This window comes from Streptomyces sp. NPDC002888, assembly GCF_042888465.1.
Taxonomy (GTDB): Bacteria; Actinomycetota; Actinomycetes; order Streptomycetales; family Streptomycetaceae; genus Streptomyces.
Genome location: NZ_JBIAPU010000037.1, coordinates 1 through 15,766, shown reverse-complemented (window position 1 = coordinate 15,766; position 15,766 = coordinate 1). Strand labels below are relative to the sequence as shown.

At 71.6% G+C, this 15,766-nt stretch carries 16 protein-coding genes; 5 read left to right on the top strand and 11 right to left on the bottom strand.

Features of this window, described 5'->3' with window-relative positions:
- The first annotated feature begins 24 nt into the window (after positions 1-24).
- Positions 25-1,476, top strand: coding sequence for a LamG domain-containing protein (locus ACFYWX_RS41200; protein WP_389430284.1), 1,452 nt, complete (start codon positions 25-27; stop codon positions 1,474-1,476).
- Between the two features lie 2 nt (positions 1,477-1,478).
- On the opposite strand, the gene pip is transcribed toward ACFYWX_RS41200, so the two are convergent.
- Positions 1,479-2,444 (bottom strand): prolyl aminopeptidase, encoded by a 966-nt coding sequence (gene pip, locus ACFYWX_RS41195; RefSeq protein ID WP_389430283.1) that lies wholly within the window; start codon positions 2,442-2,444, stop codon positions 1,479-1,481.
- A gap of 37 nt (positions 2,445-2,481) precedes the next feature.
- Positions 2,482-3,255 (bottom strand): uracil-DNA glycosylase, encoded by a 774-nt coding sequence (locus ACFYWX_RS41190; protein ID WP_389430281.1) that lies wholly within the window; start codon positions 3,253-3,255, stop codon positions 2,482-2,484.
- 150 nt (positions 3,256-3,405) lie between these two features.
- On the opposite strand from ACFYWX_RS41190, the gene ACFYWX_RS41185 reads away from it, so the two are divergent.
- On the top strand, positions 3,406-3,990 hold the full coding sequence (locus ACFYWX_RS41185) for an RNA-binding S4 domain-containing protein (RefSeq protein WP_389430279.1): 585 nt from the start codon (positions 3,406-3,408) through the stop codon (positions 3,988-3,990).
- Between the two features lie 10 nt (positions 3,991-4,000).
- Here ACFYWX_RS41185 and ACFYWX_RS41180 read toward each other — a convergent pair whose 3' ends face one another.
- The 3 genes from ACFYWX_RS41180 to ACFYWX_RS41170 form a co-directional block, all read right to left on the bottom strand.
- Positions 4,001-4,438, bottom strand: coding sequence for a DoxX family protein (locus tag ACFYWX_RS41180; protein WP_389430278.1), 438 nt, complete (start codon positions 4,436-4,438; stop codon positions 4,001-4,003).
- Positions 4,439-4,495: 57 nt separating this feature from the next.
- Positions 4,496-5,191 carry a class I SAM-dependent methyltransferase gene (locus ACFYWX_RS41175; protein WP_389430277.1) on the bottom strand — a complete coding sequence of 232 codons (696 nt, stop codon included), beginning with the start codon at positions 5,189-5,191 and terminating at the stop codon, positions 4,496-4,498.
- Positions 5,192-5,296: 105 nt separating this feature from the next.
- The gene (locus tag ACFYWX_RS41170; protein WP_389430276.1) at positions 5,297-6,199 is read right to left on the bottom strand and encodes an acyltransferase domain-containing protein; all 903 of its coding nucleotides are present in this window, start codon (positions 6,197-6,199) and stop codon (positions 5,297-5,299) included.
- A 78-nt stretch (positions 6,200-6,277) separates the two neighbouring features.
- Between ACFYWX_RS41170 and ACFYWX_RS41165 the strand changes: the two genes are divergently transcribed.
- The gene (locus tag ACFYWX_RS41165) at positions 6,278-6,544 is read left to right on the top strand and encodes a DUF6343 family protein (protein WP_389430275.1); all 267 of its coding nucleotides are present in this window, start codon (positions 6,278-6,280) and stop codon (positions 6,542-6,544) included.
- Between the two features lie 24 nt (positions 6,545-6,568).
- Here ACFYWX_RS41165 and ACFYWX_RS41160 read toward each other — a convergent pair whose 3' ends face one another.
- From ACFYWX_RS41160 to rpsA, 4 genes are all read right to left on the bottom strand, one after another.
- Complete coding sequence (locus ACFYWX_RS41160) at positions 6,569-6,949, bottom strand: tetratricopeptide repeat protein (RefSeq protein ID WP_389430274.1); 381 nt, start codon at positions 6,947-6,949, stop codon at positions 6,569-6,571.
- Positions 6,950-7,052: 103 nt separating this feature from the next.
- On the bottom strand, positions 7,053-7,658 hold the full coding sequence (gene coaE / locus ACFYWX_RS41155) for a dephospho-CoA kinase (protein ID WP_389430273.1): 606 nt from the start codon (positions 7,656-7,658) through the stop codon (positions 7,053-7,055).
- A 54-nt stretch (positions 7,659-7,712) separates the two neighbouring features.
- The gene (locus ACFYWX_RS41150) at positions 7,713-8,651 is read right to left on the bottom strand and encodes a PAC2 family protein (protein WP_389430271.1); all 939 of its coding nucleotides are present in this window, start codon (positions 8,649-8,651) and stop codon (positions 7,713-7,715) included.
- Between the two features lie 280 nt (positions 8,652-8,931).
- The gene (gene rpsA / locus ACFYWX_RS41145; RefSeq protein ID WP_389430270.1) at positions 8,932-10,437 is read right to left on the bottom strand and encodes a 30S ribosomal protein S1; all 1,506 of its coding nucleotides are present in this window, start codon (positions 10,435-10,437) and stop codon (positions 8,932-8,934) included.
- Positions 10,438-10,760: 323 nt separating this feature from the next.
- On the opposite strand from rpsA, the gene ACFYWX_RS41140 reads away from it, so the two are divergent.
- Positions 10,761-11,612: a class I SAM-dependent methyltransferase gene (locus ACFYWX_RS41140; protein WP_389430411.1), complete on the top strand. Its 852-nt coding sequence runs from the start codon at positions 10,761-10,763 to the stop codon at positions 11,610-11,612.
- 41 nt (positions 11,613-11,653) lie between these two features.
- The gene (locus tag ACFYWX_RS41135; protein WP_389430268.1) at positions 11,654-14,365 is read left to right on the top strand and encodes an ATP-dependent RNA helicase; all 2,712 of its coding nucleotides are present in this window, start codon (positions 11,654-11,656) and stop codon (positions 14,363-14,365) included.
- Here the strand turns inward: ACFYWX_RS41135 and ACFYWX_RS41130 are convergent.
- Complete coding sequence (locus ACFYWX_RS41130; protein ID WP_389430266.1) at positions 14,355-15,347, bottom strand: DUF3068 domain-containing protein; 993 nt, start codon at positions 15,345-15,347, stop codon at positions 14,355-14,357. The genes ACFYWX_RS41135 and ACFYWX_RS41130 overlap by 11 nt on opposite strands.
- 25 nt (positions 15,348-15,372) lie before the next feature.
- Complete coding sequence (locus ACFYWX_RS41125) at positions 15,373-15,507, bottom strand: SPW_0924 family protein (protein ID WP_389430409.1); 135 nt, start codon at positions 15,505-15,507, stop codon at positions 15,373-15,375.
- Positions 15,508-15,766: the final 259 nt, after the last annotated feature.

Genomic DNA, 15,766 nt, shown 5'->3' with positions numbered 1-15,766 from the left:
GCCGAGAAACGGGACGGAGAGAACATGGTCAGCAGACGTGGGCTGTTGAGCGGAGCCGCACTCGTGGGGGCGGGTGCGATGACGGGCGTGATCGGCGGCGCGGGGACTGCGGCGGCCGACGCCCCACTGAACACTCCGTTCACCCCCGTCACAGCACCGCATCTGGCGGAGGCCGAGCGCATGGTCCAGTACCAGCGGCTCCTCGCCGCCGGGCACCTCACGGCCGGACTGGTCGGCCACTGGCCACTGGACGGCACCCCCGCCGACCGCTCCGGCCGGGAGCGGCCCGTCACCCTCGGCTCGGGCGCGTCCTGGACGACACTGCGGGCCGGCAGCGAGCTGAGCTTCGACGGAAACCCAGGCGCGTACGCCGCCACGAGCTCCGTCCTCGACACCACCGCCCCGTTCACGGTCTCGGCGTGGGTGCGCCTGTCGGACACGGCCTCTCAGGACAACATGTACACCGCCGTCAGCCAGGACGGCACCACGGCCAGCCGCTTCCTCCTGCAGTACGACGACACGGTCCGCAAGTGGGCGTTCAAGGTGCGCAGCGCCGACCAGAGCGTCAAGATCTCCGCCGTCTCCACCGACGCCGCCAAGCCCGCGGTATGGACCCACCTGACCGGTGTGTGGGACGGCACCCGCATCCACCTCTACGTCGACGGGGCGTTGCAGAGCAGCGTTGACGCCACCGTGTCCTGGGCCGCGACCGAGGGCTTCAACATCGGCCGCGCCCGCTACGACAGCGCGCCCGTCAACCGCTTCAAGGGCTCCATCGACGACGTACGGGCCTACGACCGCGCCCTGACCGCCGCCGAGGTCGACCTCATCAGCGGCCGGACGGCCGACGCCAACAACCGCTATCTGATCGACTCCTCGTCGACGGTCATTTGGGGCACCCCCTCCGACCTCACGACCTGGATCTCACACGCCCGCTGCTCGTCCTTCCTCACCTGGGTGCTCAAGCACACCTACGCATGGGCGAGCGACGACTACTTCACCCAGTACTTCCACGACCGCATCCCGGAGGCCGCCGACTACCGGCGCGCGTTCGTCGACGGCACGGCCGGCCCGCGCTTCCAGCGGATCCGCAAGGTCGCCGATCTCCAGCCGGGCGACCTCGTCGCGGTCGACTACCAGGGCAGCGTCGAGGGCAGCACCGGGCACATCGTGATGGTCCGCCAGGTCAAGGGCGTCTACACCGGCTCCGCGACCCACAGAGGCGAGACGCAGTACGCCGTCGAGGTCATCGACTGCACGGCGAGCCCGCACGGGATGTACGACAAGCCCACCTACGCCGCCTTCCCCGACACCCGCATGGTCGACGACGTGACCAACTTCGAGGGCGTCGGCATCGGCCACATGATGTTCTACGCCGACGACACCACCGGAGAGTTCTGCCGCTACCGGTGGAGCGTCAACGGCACCTCGTACACCCTCGACCAGCGGCCCGTCTCGGCGGCCCGTCCGCTCTGAGGTCAGCGGCGGCGGGCGTACTTGTCCGTCGCCGCCACCAGCATCTCCGCGATGTCCGGCGCGCCGGCGTTGTGCCCCACCTCGTCGACCACGACCAACTCACTGCCGGGCCAGGCGTGGTGGAGCCGCCAGACGATGCCCAGGAGGTTGCCGAAGTCGAGGCCGCCCTGGACGAGGGTGCCCGGGATGCCCTTCAGCGCGGGGGCGTCCCGGAGCACCACACCCGCCTCGTCGCCCTCGCCCATGAAGTGGCCGTTGCCGAAGTAGTGCGTGACCGTGCGGGCGAAGCCCATGCGGAACACCGGGTCCTCGAAGCGCGCGACCGACCCCGGCGGCGCGGGAATCGTCGCCGTCTCCCAGTCCGTCCAACCCCGCGCCGCCCGCTCCCGCACCGCCGGGTCGGGCGACTCCAGCAGCCGGTTGTACGCGGCCGCGAGGTTGCCGCCGCGCTCACCGACGGGCAGCCCGCCGACGAATCGCTCATAGGCCTCCGGGAAGATCATCCCCAAGCCTCTGGTCAACAGGGCGACCTCCGGATCGGACCCCGTCGCCACCCCGGTCAGGACCAGCTCGGACACCACCCCGGGATGCGTCTGCGCGTACCGCAGCCCCAGTGCCGAGCCCCACGACACCCCCCACACCAGCCACCGCTCGATCCCCAGATGCCGCCGCAGCAGCTCCAGGTCGGCCATGACGTGAGCCGTCGTGTTGACACTCATGTCGGTGTCGTACGCGCTCGCGTGCGGCGTGGACCGCCCGCAACCCCGCTGGTCGAGCAGCACGATCCGGTACGCGTCCGGGTCGAAGAAACGCCGGAAGTACGGCGAGCTCCCCGAACCCGGCCCCCCGTGCAGCACCAGCGCGGGCTTGCCGCGCGGGTTCCCACAGGTCTCCCAGTACACGCTGTTGCCGTCGCCGACATCGAGCATTCCCTGCTCGTACGGTTCGATCTCCGGATACAGACCCATCCGGGCAGCCTACGATCCGTACGCCGCCCCGGTCCCCTCAATTCCGCCCCGGCAGACCGGCCGCCCCCGCCGCCGTGCGCAGCACCTCCCGCAACATCTCGGGCGTGAGCCGACCGGTGAAGGTGTTGCGCTGACTGACGTGGAAGCAGCCGAAGAGGTCGAGGCGGCCGGGCCGGTCGACCTGCTCGGGCCAGTCAGGCCGGTCAGGCCGACCGGGCTCCTCGGGCCCGTCGAGGGACACGCGTGTCCCGTGGGCGAAGGCCGGCCGCGGCCGGGGCACTCCCCAGCCCGCCTCCGCGAACGCGGGCAGCGCCGCCTGCCAGCCGAAGGCCCCGAGCACGACCACGGCCCGCAGCGTCGGCCGCAGCAACCGCAGCTCCTGCACGAGCCACGACCGGCAGGTGTCCCGCTCCTTCGGGGTGGGCTTGTTCGCGGGCGGCGCGCAGTGCACGGGCGCGGTGACCCGCACGCCGTACAGTTCCAGGCCGTCGTCGGCACTCACCGAGCTCGGTTGGTTCGCCAGCCCCACGTCGTACAGCGCCCGGTACAGTACGTCCCCCGACCGGTCCCCGGTGAACATCCGGCCCGTCCGGTTCCCGCCGTGCGCGGCCGGAGCGAGCCCCACGATCAGCAACCGCGCGTCCTGCGGCCCGAAGCCCGGCACCGGCCTCCCCCAGTACGTCCACTCGGCAAAAGCGGCCCGCTTGGTCCGCGCCACCTCCTCCCGCCACTCGACCAGTCGCGGGCAGGCCCGGCACCCGACGACGCGCTGATCGAGGCCGGGGATGCCTGCGGCGGCGCTGCTGTCCATGCCCCCACCGTAGAACCCACGCCCTCCCGCCCGCCGACGACGCCCAGTCCGCCCCGCACCCCGTGGAGCCGACGCCGTCCGACATCACCGGGGACGCCCGCGCGGAAATTCCCGTCTGCTTCGACCTGCACCGGGGACTAAGGTCGAGACATGGTTTCTGAGGGCGCGGACCACGACACGACGGGCGGGGCGGGGACGGACGCGACCCCGCGAGAGGGCACCCGCCCGGCCGGCACGGATCGCGTGGACCCGAACGTCGCCGCCGCGGTGGCCGCTGCCGAGGCCGCCGGGCCCGCCGGCGGTGAGAGCGTGCGCATCGACAGCTGGATCTGGGCCGTACGTCTGATCAAGACCCGCTCCCAGGGCGCCGCCGCCTGCAAGGGCGGCCACGTGCGGGTGAACGGCGAGCGTGTGAAGCCCGCGTACTCCGTGCGCGTCGGCGACGAGGTCCGCTTCCGGCAGGAGGGCCACGAGCGGGTCGTGGTCGTCAAGCGCCTCATCCGCAAGCGGGTCGGCGCCCCGGTCGCCGTCCAGTGCTACGTCGACAACAGCCCTCCGCCCCCGCCCCGCGAGACCGTCGCTCCCGCCGGCATCCGCGACCGTGGTGCCGGCCGCCCGACCAAGCGGGACCGCCGCGAACTGGAACGGCTGCGCGGCCTCGGCGGCCTGGGCGGCCACCCGGGCAACCCAGGCGGCAGCCCAGGTGGCCCGGGTGGCCGCCCGGGCGCGCGCTGAGCACCTGCGCTCACGCCCGGCGCCGTACCAGTCGCAGCAGCTCGGCGTTGTGCTCCCGCCGGGCCCAGGCGATCAGGGCGAGCGGCACGATCAGGATGAGCGGGGTCGCCGCGTTCTGACCGTCGAAGTAGCTCAGCTGGACGACGAACGCACCCACCATCAGCGCGCTCAGCGCCACCGCCGCGACCGACTGGAGCACCGGAACCAACAGGGCGACCGCACCGGCCAGTTCGAGCGCACCGATCGTGTACATCGCCCCGCTTCCCCAGCCCATCGTGTCGAAGGAGTCGGCCGCCGAAGGGTGTGCGATCAGCTTGGGCAGCGCGCTCGCGATCGCGTAGAAGAGGGCGAGCACCACCTGCAGAGCGCGCAGGGCGATGCGGGCCCGGCGGCCCCGCGCGGTCGTGGCAGAAGCGGTGGCGGCGGAGGGATCGGTGGTCTCGGACATCGGGGTCTCCTGTGTGCAGCGGCCGTTGTGCTGTCACAGAGGTAGACCGACGCCTGCTCAGGAACTCATCGGCACCGCCTTCACCCAGATCCGGTCCTCCGTCAGATATCTGTCCACCCTCAGCCCCACCTCCGCCAGTGCCTCCTCGAACTCCTCCCGGGTCATCGGCCGGGCCCGGAACGTCTGTGTCCATATCGCGTCCGGGAACTCGTACTCCGCGTGGACCGAGTTGACACCGTCTCCAACCGGTACCGACGACACCATCCTCGAGGTGAAGCCGGTCGGGTGGACCCGTTCGCGCGGCAGGTCGGTGTGGTAGTCCTCGCCCTCCCGTTGGATCAGCACCAAGCCGCCGTCCGCGAGATGCCGTAGGCAGGTGCGCAGCAGCCCCCGTCGCACCTCGACGTCGCCGCTGTGGACGAGGAACGACGCGAGCAGCACGACGTCGAACGTCTCGCCCAGGTCGAGGTCCTCGATCGGGCTGAGTACCGTGCGCGCGCCACGGACGCGCTCCAGCATCTCCGCGGACTCGTCCACGGCCGTGACCGTGAACCCGCGCGCCAGGAGCGGGTGGGTCATCCGGCCCACGCCGCTGCCCAGTTCCAGAATGCTCGCGCCTGCCGGCACGGCCGCGGCGATGATGTCCGGCTCGGGTCCGACGGGCAGTCGTGAGTAGAGCTCGACCGCACATCCGTCCGGGGTGATCGCCCCGGGCCCCGTCCCCTGATATCCCGTACGCACTTTCAGTTCCATGCCCGATCAACGGCCCACGTCCGCACGGCAGTTCCCACCCGTCCCGGGTTCACCCGTTCGAGTGCCTCAAGCCCGGCAGGGCCCGAACCGGGCCCCGCCCACCGCTCACAACGGGCACCAGCCGTGCCCCACGTACCAGTGCCCGCCCTTCCGCAGATGGTCCGCGACCGCCCGCTCCAGGACGGTCCTGCGGGGCAACCGGTCGAGCGGCACGTCACCCCCCGTGCCGAAGACGAAGCGGATCGGCGTGTCGTCCTCCGGCTCCGTCGCCATGTGGCTGATGCGGAACCGCTCCTGGAAGCGGACGATGTTGGAGTCCTCGGGCAGGTACTCCCGGAGCTGCGGGTCGAGCAGCCATGACGCGCACGTCGCCACCCGGTAGGGCTCCTCGGGGTAGTGGCGGACGAAGAACTCCCGCGCCAGCGCCAGGGACCGGTCGCAGGCATCCGGGGTCAACGGGCCGAGGTAGTCGGGTATGTGCAGGCCGAGCCCCAGGTCTCCAGGGCCGTGGCCGAACCCCTCCGCCGCGATGGAGGCACCCGCCCGTCGGCCGGCCCGGTCGCGCTGGAACTGCAGCCGCCCCAGCTGGTACAGCTCGCCGTGGAAGTGCAGCGACAGCCAGCGCGGCACCAGCATCCCGCCCGTGCCGTACGTCCTGCGGTGCGCGGCGACGTTGCGGCCGGCGTCGGCCAGGGTGCGCCGGGCGACCTCCGTCGGTACACCCCGGTCGCGATGGTGCGCCCGTATCTGCGGCAGGGCCGCGACGAGGACGTACAGCGGGAAGAACCGCTGGAGGGGACCCGACGGCCAGTCGAGGTCGCCAAGCTCGACCATGCCGCGGATCTCGCCCATGTCCCGGACCAGCTCCTCGACGGCCTGTTTCAGGGCGTGCAACAGCTCGGGGTCGTCTCTCACCCGTCGGCCCATGCGTACGACGTCGTTGATGTCCTCGTGCGGTACGGCCAGGTCGAGGAGCGCCTCGGCCAGTTCGTCGGCGTCCGGAAGCACGCGGTCAACCCCCTTGTGGGACGGCTTGGAGAACGTCCGACCCGAAGAGTACGTTGCTGGGGAGGAGGAGTGATCCCGATGCGTACGGGCAGTGAGCCGACGACGGCGCGCAGTGCACTGCGGGTCCGGTTCTGGCTGACCGTGTGGGGGCTGCTCTGGACGATCTTCGGAACGGCCGCGTTCGCACTCGCCGGGCGTCCCGGGTGGGCGGCCGCCTGCGGGGTGCTGTGGCTGGTGATCACCGTCGACATGGCGATGATCCTCAGGCACATCAGGCAGGGCCCGCACTATCAGCCGGGCCGCGACATCCCGCCGTATGATCCGCCGCGACACCGTTACCCGTAGCGCAGACGTGCGCCGGGCCGGTGCTCACGAGTCGAAGCGGGCGGCCTTCAGGTACTGCGGATTCGGGTCCAGCGCGGCCGCCAGGCGGAAGTGGCGCTTGGCCTGGTCATCGCGGCCCTGACGCTCGTAGGTGCGGGCGAGCGCGAAATGCGCGAACGCGTTGTCCGGCTCGCGCTCGAGGACAATGGTGAACTCCAGTTCCGCCGGCCGTAGTTGCGCGGCCGCGAAGAAGGCACGTGCGCGCAGCAGCCGGGCGGCGGTGTTCTCGGGGTGCGCGGCGATGACTCCGTCGAGCAGTTTCACCGCGCCCCGCGGGTCCCGTGCGGCGAGCAGCTGCTCGGCGGCACGGTAGTCGATGACGTGAGTCTCCGGAGAACGTCCGGTCGAACCGCTGGTATCGGGCACGGAAAAGTCCTTCCCTCACTCAAGCGGTTCAACGCCGCGACCGTGGCTGATATTCCCCATCCGTTACGGCGTCGGCGTCCCGGTCAGGGCCCCGTGCGGCCTCTCAGCCGCTCGCGGACGCCCGCTCCGCGAGCTCCGCCCACACCTCGCGCACCCGCCGGTGGAGTTCCTGAAGCGGTACGTCGTTGTCGATGACGATGTCCGCGATCTCCCTGCGCTTCTCGCGCGTCGCCTGAGCGGCCATACGTGCGCGGGCGTCCTCCTCGGTCATCCCGCGCCGCCGTACGAGCCGGTCGAGCTGGGTCTCGGGGCTCGCGTCGACGACGATCACGACGTCGTAGAGCGGTGCGAGGCCGTTCTCCGCGAGGAGCGGGACGTCGTGGACGACGACTGCGTCCTCGGGGGCGGCGGCCTCCAACTCGCGGGAGCGGGCGCCCACCAGGGGGTGCACGATCGCGTTCAGGACGGCGCGCCGGTCGGGGTCCGCGAAGACGATCGAGCCCAGCTTCGGGCGGTCCAGGCTGCCGTCCGCCGCCAGCACCTCCGGGCCGAAGGCGTCGGCGATCGCCGCGAGCCCTGGGGTTCCCGGGGCCACGACCTCGCGCGAGATGCGGTCCGCGTCGATCAGCACGGCACCGCACTCGACGAACAGCCGTGACACCTCACTCTTACCGGCACCGATACCGCCGGTCAGGCCAACCTTCAGCATGAGCGGAAGCTTAGGGCCTGCCTCCGACAACGCACCCGGTGGGAGTCGGCCGCGTCAGCCGTCGCCCTCCCGCTCCGCCAGGAAGCGCTCGAACTCGAGGCCGATCTCGTCCGCGGAGGGGATGTCGACGGGCTCGGCGAGCATGTTGCCCCGGGTCTCCGCGCCGGCGGCGGCGTCGTACTGGTGCTCAAGGCCCTGGACGAGAGCGGTGAGTTCCTCGTCGCCCTCCTGGATCTGCCGGTCGATCTCCGTCTGGGTGCGGTGGGCGTCCGTGCGCAGGGCGTGCGCGATGCCGGGCAGGACCAGTCCGGTCGCGGCCGTGACAGCCTCCAGGACGGTCAGCGCGGCGTCCGGGTAGGGGGAGCGGGCGATGTAGTGCGGCACGTGCGCGGCGACGCCCAGGACGTCGTGCCCGGCCTCCATGAGGCGGTACTCGACGAGGGCCTCGGCGCTGCCGGGGACCTGGGCCTCGTCGAAGGGGCTGCGGTGGCCCGGCACGAGGTCGGTGCGGTTGCCGTGCGGGGTGAGACCGACCGGCCGGGTGTGCGGGACGCCCATGGGGATGCCGTGGAAGTCCACGGACAGGCGGACGCCGAGCCGCTCCACGATCTGCTGGACGGCCGCGGCGAAGCGCTCCCACTCCACGTCCGGCTCGGGGCCGGACAGCAGCAGGAAGGGCGCTCCGGTGGCGTCCTGCACGAGCCGCACCTCGATGGCCGGCTCCTCGTACTCGCTCCAACGGTCGCGCTTGAAGGTCAGCAACGGGCGGCGCGCGCGGTAGTCCACGAGCCGGTCGTGGTCGAAGCGGGCGACGACCTGGTGGGGCAGCGAGTCGAGGAGCCGGTCGACGATCTGGTCGCCGGTTTCGCCCGCGTCGATGTATCCGTCGAAGTGGTAGAGCATGACAAGACCGGCCGACTCCTGGGCCAGCGCCATGTCGACGACGGCCAGCCCCTTCGGCTCCCATGCGTACAAACCCTGCGGATCAAGCACTTGGACCGCTCCTCCTCGTGTTCCTCCATCCCAACGCGCGTGGAGGCGCGGGCATTCCCGCCCCAGGCCCTTGATCAGGTGACGAGCACGCCCTTCTCAGAGAGGGCAAGGGCAACGCCGGCAGGGGCGCGGGGCAGTATCGATATGCGGCTCCGCCGCGTGGGCGCGACAAGCCCCCACGACCGGCAGCCGAACGACAACCGCTTCCGGGCAACGCTGAGGGCCCGCACCTCGAAAGGTGCGGGCCCTCAGTTATCGGCTGAGCCTCAGCGGCCAGCGATCAGCTCTGGCCGCCGGCCAGCTTCTCGCGCAGCGCGGCCAGCGCCTCGTCCGAGGCCAGTGCGCCGGAGTTGTCCGGGCCCTCGGAGGAGTACGAACCGCCGCCGCCACCGCCCGCGGCCGGAGCCGCACCCGCGGCGTCGCCGCCCTCGGCCGCAGCCGCAGCGTCGGCCTCGCGGGACTTGATGACCTGAGCCTGGTGCTGCTCGAAGCGCTGCTGCGCCTCGGCGTACTGGTTCTCCCACACCTCACGCTGGGACTCGTAGCCCTCGAGCCAGTCGTTGGTCTCGGGGTCGAAGCCCTCGGGGTAGATGTAGTTGCCCTGGTCGTCGTACGACGCGGCCATGCCGTACAGGGTCGGGTCGAACTCGACCGAGGCCGGGTCGGCACCGAAGGACTCGTTGGCCTGCTTCAGCGAGAGGCTGATGCGACGGCGCTCGAGGTCGATGTCGATGACCTTGACGAAGATCTCGTCGTTGACCTGGACGACCTGCTCCGGGATCTCCACGTGGCGCTCGGCCAGCTCGGAGATGTGGACCAGACCCTCGATGCCCTCGTCCACGCGGACGAACGCACCGAACGGAACCAGCTTCGTGACCTTGCCGGGCACGACCTGGCCGATCTGGTGGGTGCGGGCGAACTGCTGCCACGGGTCTTCCTGGGTCGCCTTCAGCGACAGGGAGACACGCTCGCGGTCCATGTCGACGTCGAGGACCTCGACGGTGACTTCCTGGCCGACCTCGACAACCTCGGAGGGGTGGTCGATGTGCTTCCAGGACAGCTCGGAGACGTGGACCAGACCGTCGACGCCACCCAGGTCCACGAAGGCACCGAAGTTGACGATCGAGGAGACCACACCGGAGCGGACCTGACCCTTCTGGAGGGTCGTGAGGAACGTCTGGCGGACCTCGGACTGGGTCTGCTCCAGCCAGGCACGGCGGGACAGAACCACGTTGTTGCGGTTCTTGTCCAGCTCGATGATCTTCGCCTCGAGCTCCTTGCCCACGTAGGGCTGGAGGTCGCGGACGCGGCGCATCTCGACCAGGGAGGCCGGGAGGAAGCCACGGAGGCCGATGTCGAGGATGAGGCCACCCTTGACGACCTCGATGACGGTACCGGTGACGATGCCGTCCTCTTCCTTGATCTTCTCGATGGTGCCCCAGGCACGTTCGTACTGGGCGCGCTTCTTCGAGAGGATCAGGCGGCCTTCCTTGTCCTCCTTCTGGAGAACAAGGGCCTCGATCTCGTCACCGACGGCGACGACCTCGTTGGGGTCGACGTCGTGCTTGATCGAGAGCTCGCGGCTCGGGATTACACCTTCGGTCTTGTAACCGATGTCGAGCAGGACCTCGTCCCGGTCGACCTTCACGATGACGCCGTCGACGATGTCGCCGTCGTTGAAGTACTTGATCGTCTCGTCGATCGCGGCGAGGAAGGCTTCCTCGTTACCGATGTCGTTGACCGCAACCTGCGGGGTGGTGGCGGTGGTCTCGGTGCTGCTCGTCATGTGGGAAAGGGCTCCGGTACGGACATTGAGTCGTAGGTACTGCTTACGCCGGGAGCCCGTTTCGCTCTGAAGAAGCCGGACAGCCAAGGAAGCGCCACTCAAAACACCGGTGGCGCCTCGACAACCGAGGGGACATACAACAGATGCGAGCGCAGCCTGCTACGTCTGAGGAGCGCAGGCCCGCAGCGCAACTTGTAGCATACGGGGGCAGCCAGGCAGGGTCAATGCGCGAAGCCGCACACCCGGGGCGGATCGCCGCATTCCCGGCACAAGAAACGTCCCACGAGGCCAGGCAGGCCTGAAAGACCTCTTCCGCGACGCCCCTGCGACGGGATGAACGGAAGAGTACGACGAGGGAGCCGATCATCCAAGAGTCCGATGCGTTCGAACCGGAAGCCACCCGGCGTGATGCCGATGTCACGGAGAGCTCGCGCGCCAACCGCGGCTGGTGGGACCGGAACGCGGACGAGTACCAGGTCGAACATGGCACGTTCCTCGGTGACGACCGCTTCGTGTGGTGCCCCGAGGGCCTCGACGAGGTGGAGGCCGAGCTGCTGGGCCCGTCGGAGGAGCTGAAGGGCAAGGACGTCCTGGAGATCGGCTCCGGCGCCGCCCAGTGCTCGCGCTGGCTGGCCGCCCAGGGGGCACGGCCGGTCGCCCTGGACCTCTCCCACCGCCAGCTCCAGCACGCGCTGCGCATCGGCGGATCGTTCCCCCTGGTGTGCGCCGACGCGGGCGCGCTGCCCTTCGCGGACGCCTCGTTCGACCTGGCGTGCTCGGCGTACGGGGCGCTGCCGTTCGTGGCGGACCCGCGCCTGGTGCTGCGCGAGCTGCGCCGGGTGCTGCGTCCGGGCGGCCGCTTCGTCTTCTCGGTCACCCATCCCGTCCGCTGGGCGTTCCCGGACGAGCCGGGCCCCGAGGGGCTGTCGGTGTCCGCCTCGTACTTCGACCGCACGCCGTACGTCGAGCAGGGCGATGACGGCCGCGCGGTGTACGTGGAGCACCACAGGACGCTCGGCGACCGCGTCCGGGACATCGTGGCGTCCGGCTTCCGTCTCGTCGACCTCGTCGAGCCGGAGTGGCCGGCCTGGAACACGTCGGAGTGGGGCGGCTGGTCGCCGCTGCGCGGGAACCTGATTCCGGGGACGGCTGTCTTCGTGTGCGAGCGGGACTGAGGTCTTACGGGGTCGCTTCGGGGGCGTACGACACTAGGGGCGTGATCCGTTACGACGCTCTGGACGCGCTGCCCGTACGCGGTGCCCTGCCCGCGCTGAACGACGCCCTGGAGGGGCACGGCACCGCCGTGCTGGTGGCGCCGCCCGGCACCGGCAAGACGACGCTGGTGCCGTTGGCGCTGGCGGGGCTGCTGGACGAGGGGCCGGCGCGGCGCGTGGTCGTGGCCGAGCCTCGGCGGATCGCGGCGCGGGCGGCGGCCCGGCGGATGGCGTGGCTGCTGGGCGAGAAGGTCGGCGAGAGCATCGGCTACACGGTGCGCGGGGAGCGGGTGGTCGGCCGCCGCGCGCGCGTGGAGGTCGTCACGACCGGCGTGCTGCTTCAGCGGCTGCAACGGGACCAGGAGCTCGCGGGCGTCGACGTGGTGCTGCTCGACGAGTGCCACGAGCGGCATCTGGACGCCGACACGGCTGCGGCCTTCCTGTGGGACGTACGGGAGACGCTGCGGCCGGAGCTGCGTCTGGTGGCGGCGTCGGCGACGACCGACGCCGAGGGGTGGGCGCGACTGCTGGGCGGGGCGCCGGTGGTGGAGGCGGAGGGTGCGGCGCATCCGGTGGAGGTGGTCTGGACGCCTCCGGTACGTCCCGTACGGCCGCCGCACGGCATGCGGGTCGACCCCGCTCTGCTGACGCACGTGGCGTCGGTGGTGCGGCGGGCGCTGGCCGAGCGGACGGGGGACGTCCTGTGCTTCCTGCCGGGCGTGGGCGAGATCGCGCGGGTCGCCGGGCAGCTCGGGCAGTTGCGCGATGCCGGGGACGTGGAGGTGCTCCAGGTGCACGGGCGGGCGCCGGCGGCCGTGCAGGATGCGGTGCTGTCTCCCGGGGTGCGGCGCCGGGTCGTGCTCGCCACCTCCGTGGCCGAGTCGTCGCTGACGGTTCCGGGTGTGCGGGTCGTCGTCGACTCGGGGCTGGCGCGTGAGCCGCGCGTGGACCACGCGCGCGGGTTGAGCGCGCTCACGACGGTACGGGCCTCGCAGGCGTCGGGGCGGCAGCGGGCGGGGCGTGCCGGGCGTGAGGCGCCGGGTGCGGTGTACCGGTGCTGGGCGGAGGCGGAGGACGCGCGTCTGCCGCGTTTCCCGTCCCCCGAGATCAAGGTGGCCGACCTGACCGCGTTCGCCCTCCAGACGGCGTGCTGGGGAGATCCGGACGCCTCCGGGCTGGCGTTGCTGGACCCGCCGCCGGGCGGGGCGATGGCGGCGGCGCGGAGCGTTCTGTCGGCGGTCGGGGCGGTCGACTCCGTCGGGCGGGCCACGGATCGGGGCGTGCGCCTGGCGCGCGTGGGGTTGCATCCCCGGCTGGGGCGGGCCTTGCTGGACTCGGCGCCGGTGGTCGGTGCGGAGCGGGCTGCGGAGGTCGTGGCGCTGTTGAGTGAGGAGGCGCCGCGGGAGTACGGGGACGACCTCGCGGCGGCTTTGCGGGCTGCCCGGCGCGGGGGTGACGCCTATGCGGGGCGGTGGCGTGCGGAAGTACGGCGCCTGCGGGCCGTCGCCGCGGAGTTCGCCCATCCACCCACCCGTGACTCTCTTCCGGCAGAGCTGACCGTCCAGGGCACACCTACGGCTCCGGGGGCCCTGGGAGCGGGCGTCGCGGGCGCGCAGGCCGACGCGGCCGGCTCGGAGGCGAACCCCGCGGGCGGGCAGGCGGACCCGGGAGCGGGCGTCGCGGGTGGCCAGGGGGCGTCGGTGGGTCCGGGGGGTCTGGTTCGGGGGCTTGTCGCCGCCACGGACGACGGGGTCGCCGGGCTCGTCGTCGCCCTTGCCTTCCCGGAGCGGCTGGCGAGGGCCGACGGGGGGTCCTACCTCATGGTTTCCGGTACCCGCGCCGAGCTTCGGGAGGGCGGTGGGTTGCGGGGTGCCCCCTGGATCGCTGTGGCCGTGGCGGATCGGCCGGTCGGCAGCGGGCACGCGCGTGTGCAGCTCGGGGCTGTCGTCGACGAGGGGATCGCCCGGCTGGCCGCGGGGGCGCTGCTCGACGAGCGGGAGGAGGTCCACTGGGCCGGCGGGGACATCGTCGCGCGGCGGGTGGAGCGGCTGGGGGCGGTGGAGCTGGCGGTGCGGGCGTTGGCCGACGCCGATCCCGTGCTCGTACGGAACGCGCTCGTCGAGGGGCTGCGGCAGGAGGGGTTCGGGGTGTTGCGGTGGTCGCCGGAGGCGGGTGGGCTGCGGCAACGGCTGGCGTTCCTGCGTCTGCATCTGGGTGAGCCGTGGCCGGACGTGTCCGACGGCGCGCTCCACGCGCGTGTGGACGAGTGGTTGGAGCCGGAGCTCGGCCGGGCCCGGCGGCGGGGTGATCTCGCGCGGATCGACGCGGGGGATGCCCTCTCCCGGCTGCTTCCGTGGGCCTCGGGGGAGGCCGGGCGGCTGGACGAGCTGGCGCCGGAGCGGATCACCGTACCGAGTGGGTCCAGGATCCGGATCGACTACGGCAACCCGGAGCAGCCCGTACTCGCCGTGAAGTTGCAGGAGATGTTCGGGCTGGAGCGGTCGCCCGCCGTGGCGGGTGTGCCGCTGCTGGTGCACCTCCTCTCCCCCGCCGGGCGGCCCGCCGCCGTCACGGCCGACCTCGCCTCCTTCTGGAAGGACGGCTACAAGGGCGTACGGGCGGAACTGCGCGGCCGGTATCCGAAGCACCCGTGGCCCGAGGACCCCGCCACCGCCGAGCCGACCCGGCACACCAACGCACGGCTCAGGCGGTGACCGGTTCCGGGTCGCCGGTGCGGGTGGGCGCCGGATCGGCCGGGCGGCGTCCGCGTGCCTCCAGGTAGAGGGAGAGGGCCAGCAGCAGGACGCCCAGGGTGAGGAAGCCCCACGGCAGGTACGACGTCATCAGCAGGACCAGGGTGCGGTTGGACTTGACCAGGGCGACCGTGTGCTCGACGTAGTCCTCGCGCATCTTCACGTGCCCCGCGAAGGCCGTCACCTTCTCGCGGCCGCCGAGCAGGGTGCCGCCGCGCAGCTCCTCCTGGTGGATCTCCTCGCCGTAGACGGGTGCGCCGGTGAGGGGTTCGACCCAGAACTTGCGGACGGTGGTGTACCAGCGGGTCGTGCCGGTCTTGGCGACCGTCTCGGGCGTGATGCCTTCGACGGGCATGGTCCTGGGCATCCTGACCCGGGTCCAGGGGATGGTCTGCTCGAAGTAGTAGACCTTCACGCCGCGGAAGTTCTGGGTGCCCTTGTAATGAATGGGGGCCGTCACACGCGCCTGGGCGTCGAAGTACTCGTAGTCCCGTTTCTCCGTCAGGAACGGCCACTTGAACTCGATGCCCTCCCGTCTGACGGGGTCGCCGTCTACCATCTCGCCGGTGGCGTGGACGGGTTCCTGGGTGTGGGCGTCGAAGATGTAGCGCTCGGGGACCTTGGAGACCATCTTGCCGTCGGGGCCCTGGACGTAGGAAAGGCCGTCCCAGACGACGACGTCCCTTCCTGCCGTCTTCTCGATCTTCTCTGCGGCCTCCACGTTGCCCTTGAGGGTCTGCACGATGGTGACCTTGGGGACCTTCTTCGCCTTCATCGTGCCGTAGTCGAGGAGGGTGGCGTCCTTCGCCTCCAGGACCATGTCCTGGTACTGGCCGGCCGGGATCTTGGCCAGGCGCGGGAAGGCGTACCAGCGCATCAACGGTGACAGTGCCGCGAAGAGCACGGCGAGGGCGAGCAGGATCAGACTGGCCTTGCGGCGCATCTCGGCCTCCTTCCCGGGCGGGGGGTCACGGGTGTGCGGGCACCGTGGTCAGCATCGGCTTGGGGGACGTATGGCCGGCCGGTGTGCCGAGCGCGGTGAGGGTGAACACCAGGGCGAGCGCGACGGCGAGGCCGGTCGCGGCGGCGATCAGGGCGCGCATGCGGGCCTCCCGGCAGAGCAGCCACGGCAGCTGATGGGTCGTCAGGTCGGGCACCGTAGCAACGGGCGGGCGAGATGAGAACACGTCGCACACGACGGGGGGGGGGGGGGGGGGGGGGCGGGGGGGGGGGGGGGGCGGGGGGGGGGGGGGGGGGGGTGGGGGGGGGGGGTCGATGTCGCGCCGGAGTGTGGGAGCGGGCGTGAGGTGGCGGAGCGGCTGATGGATCTGGGGGTGTTGGTGAAGGACACGCGCGGGCCGA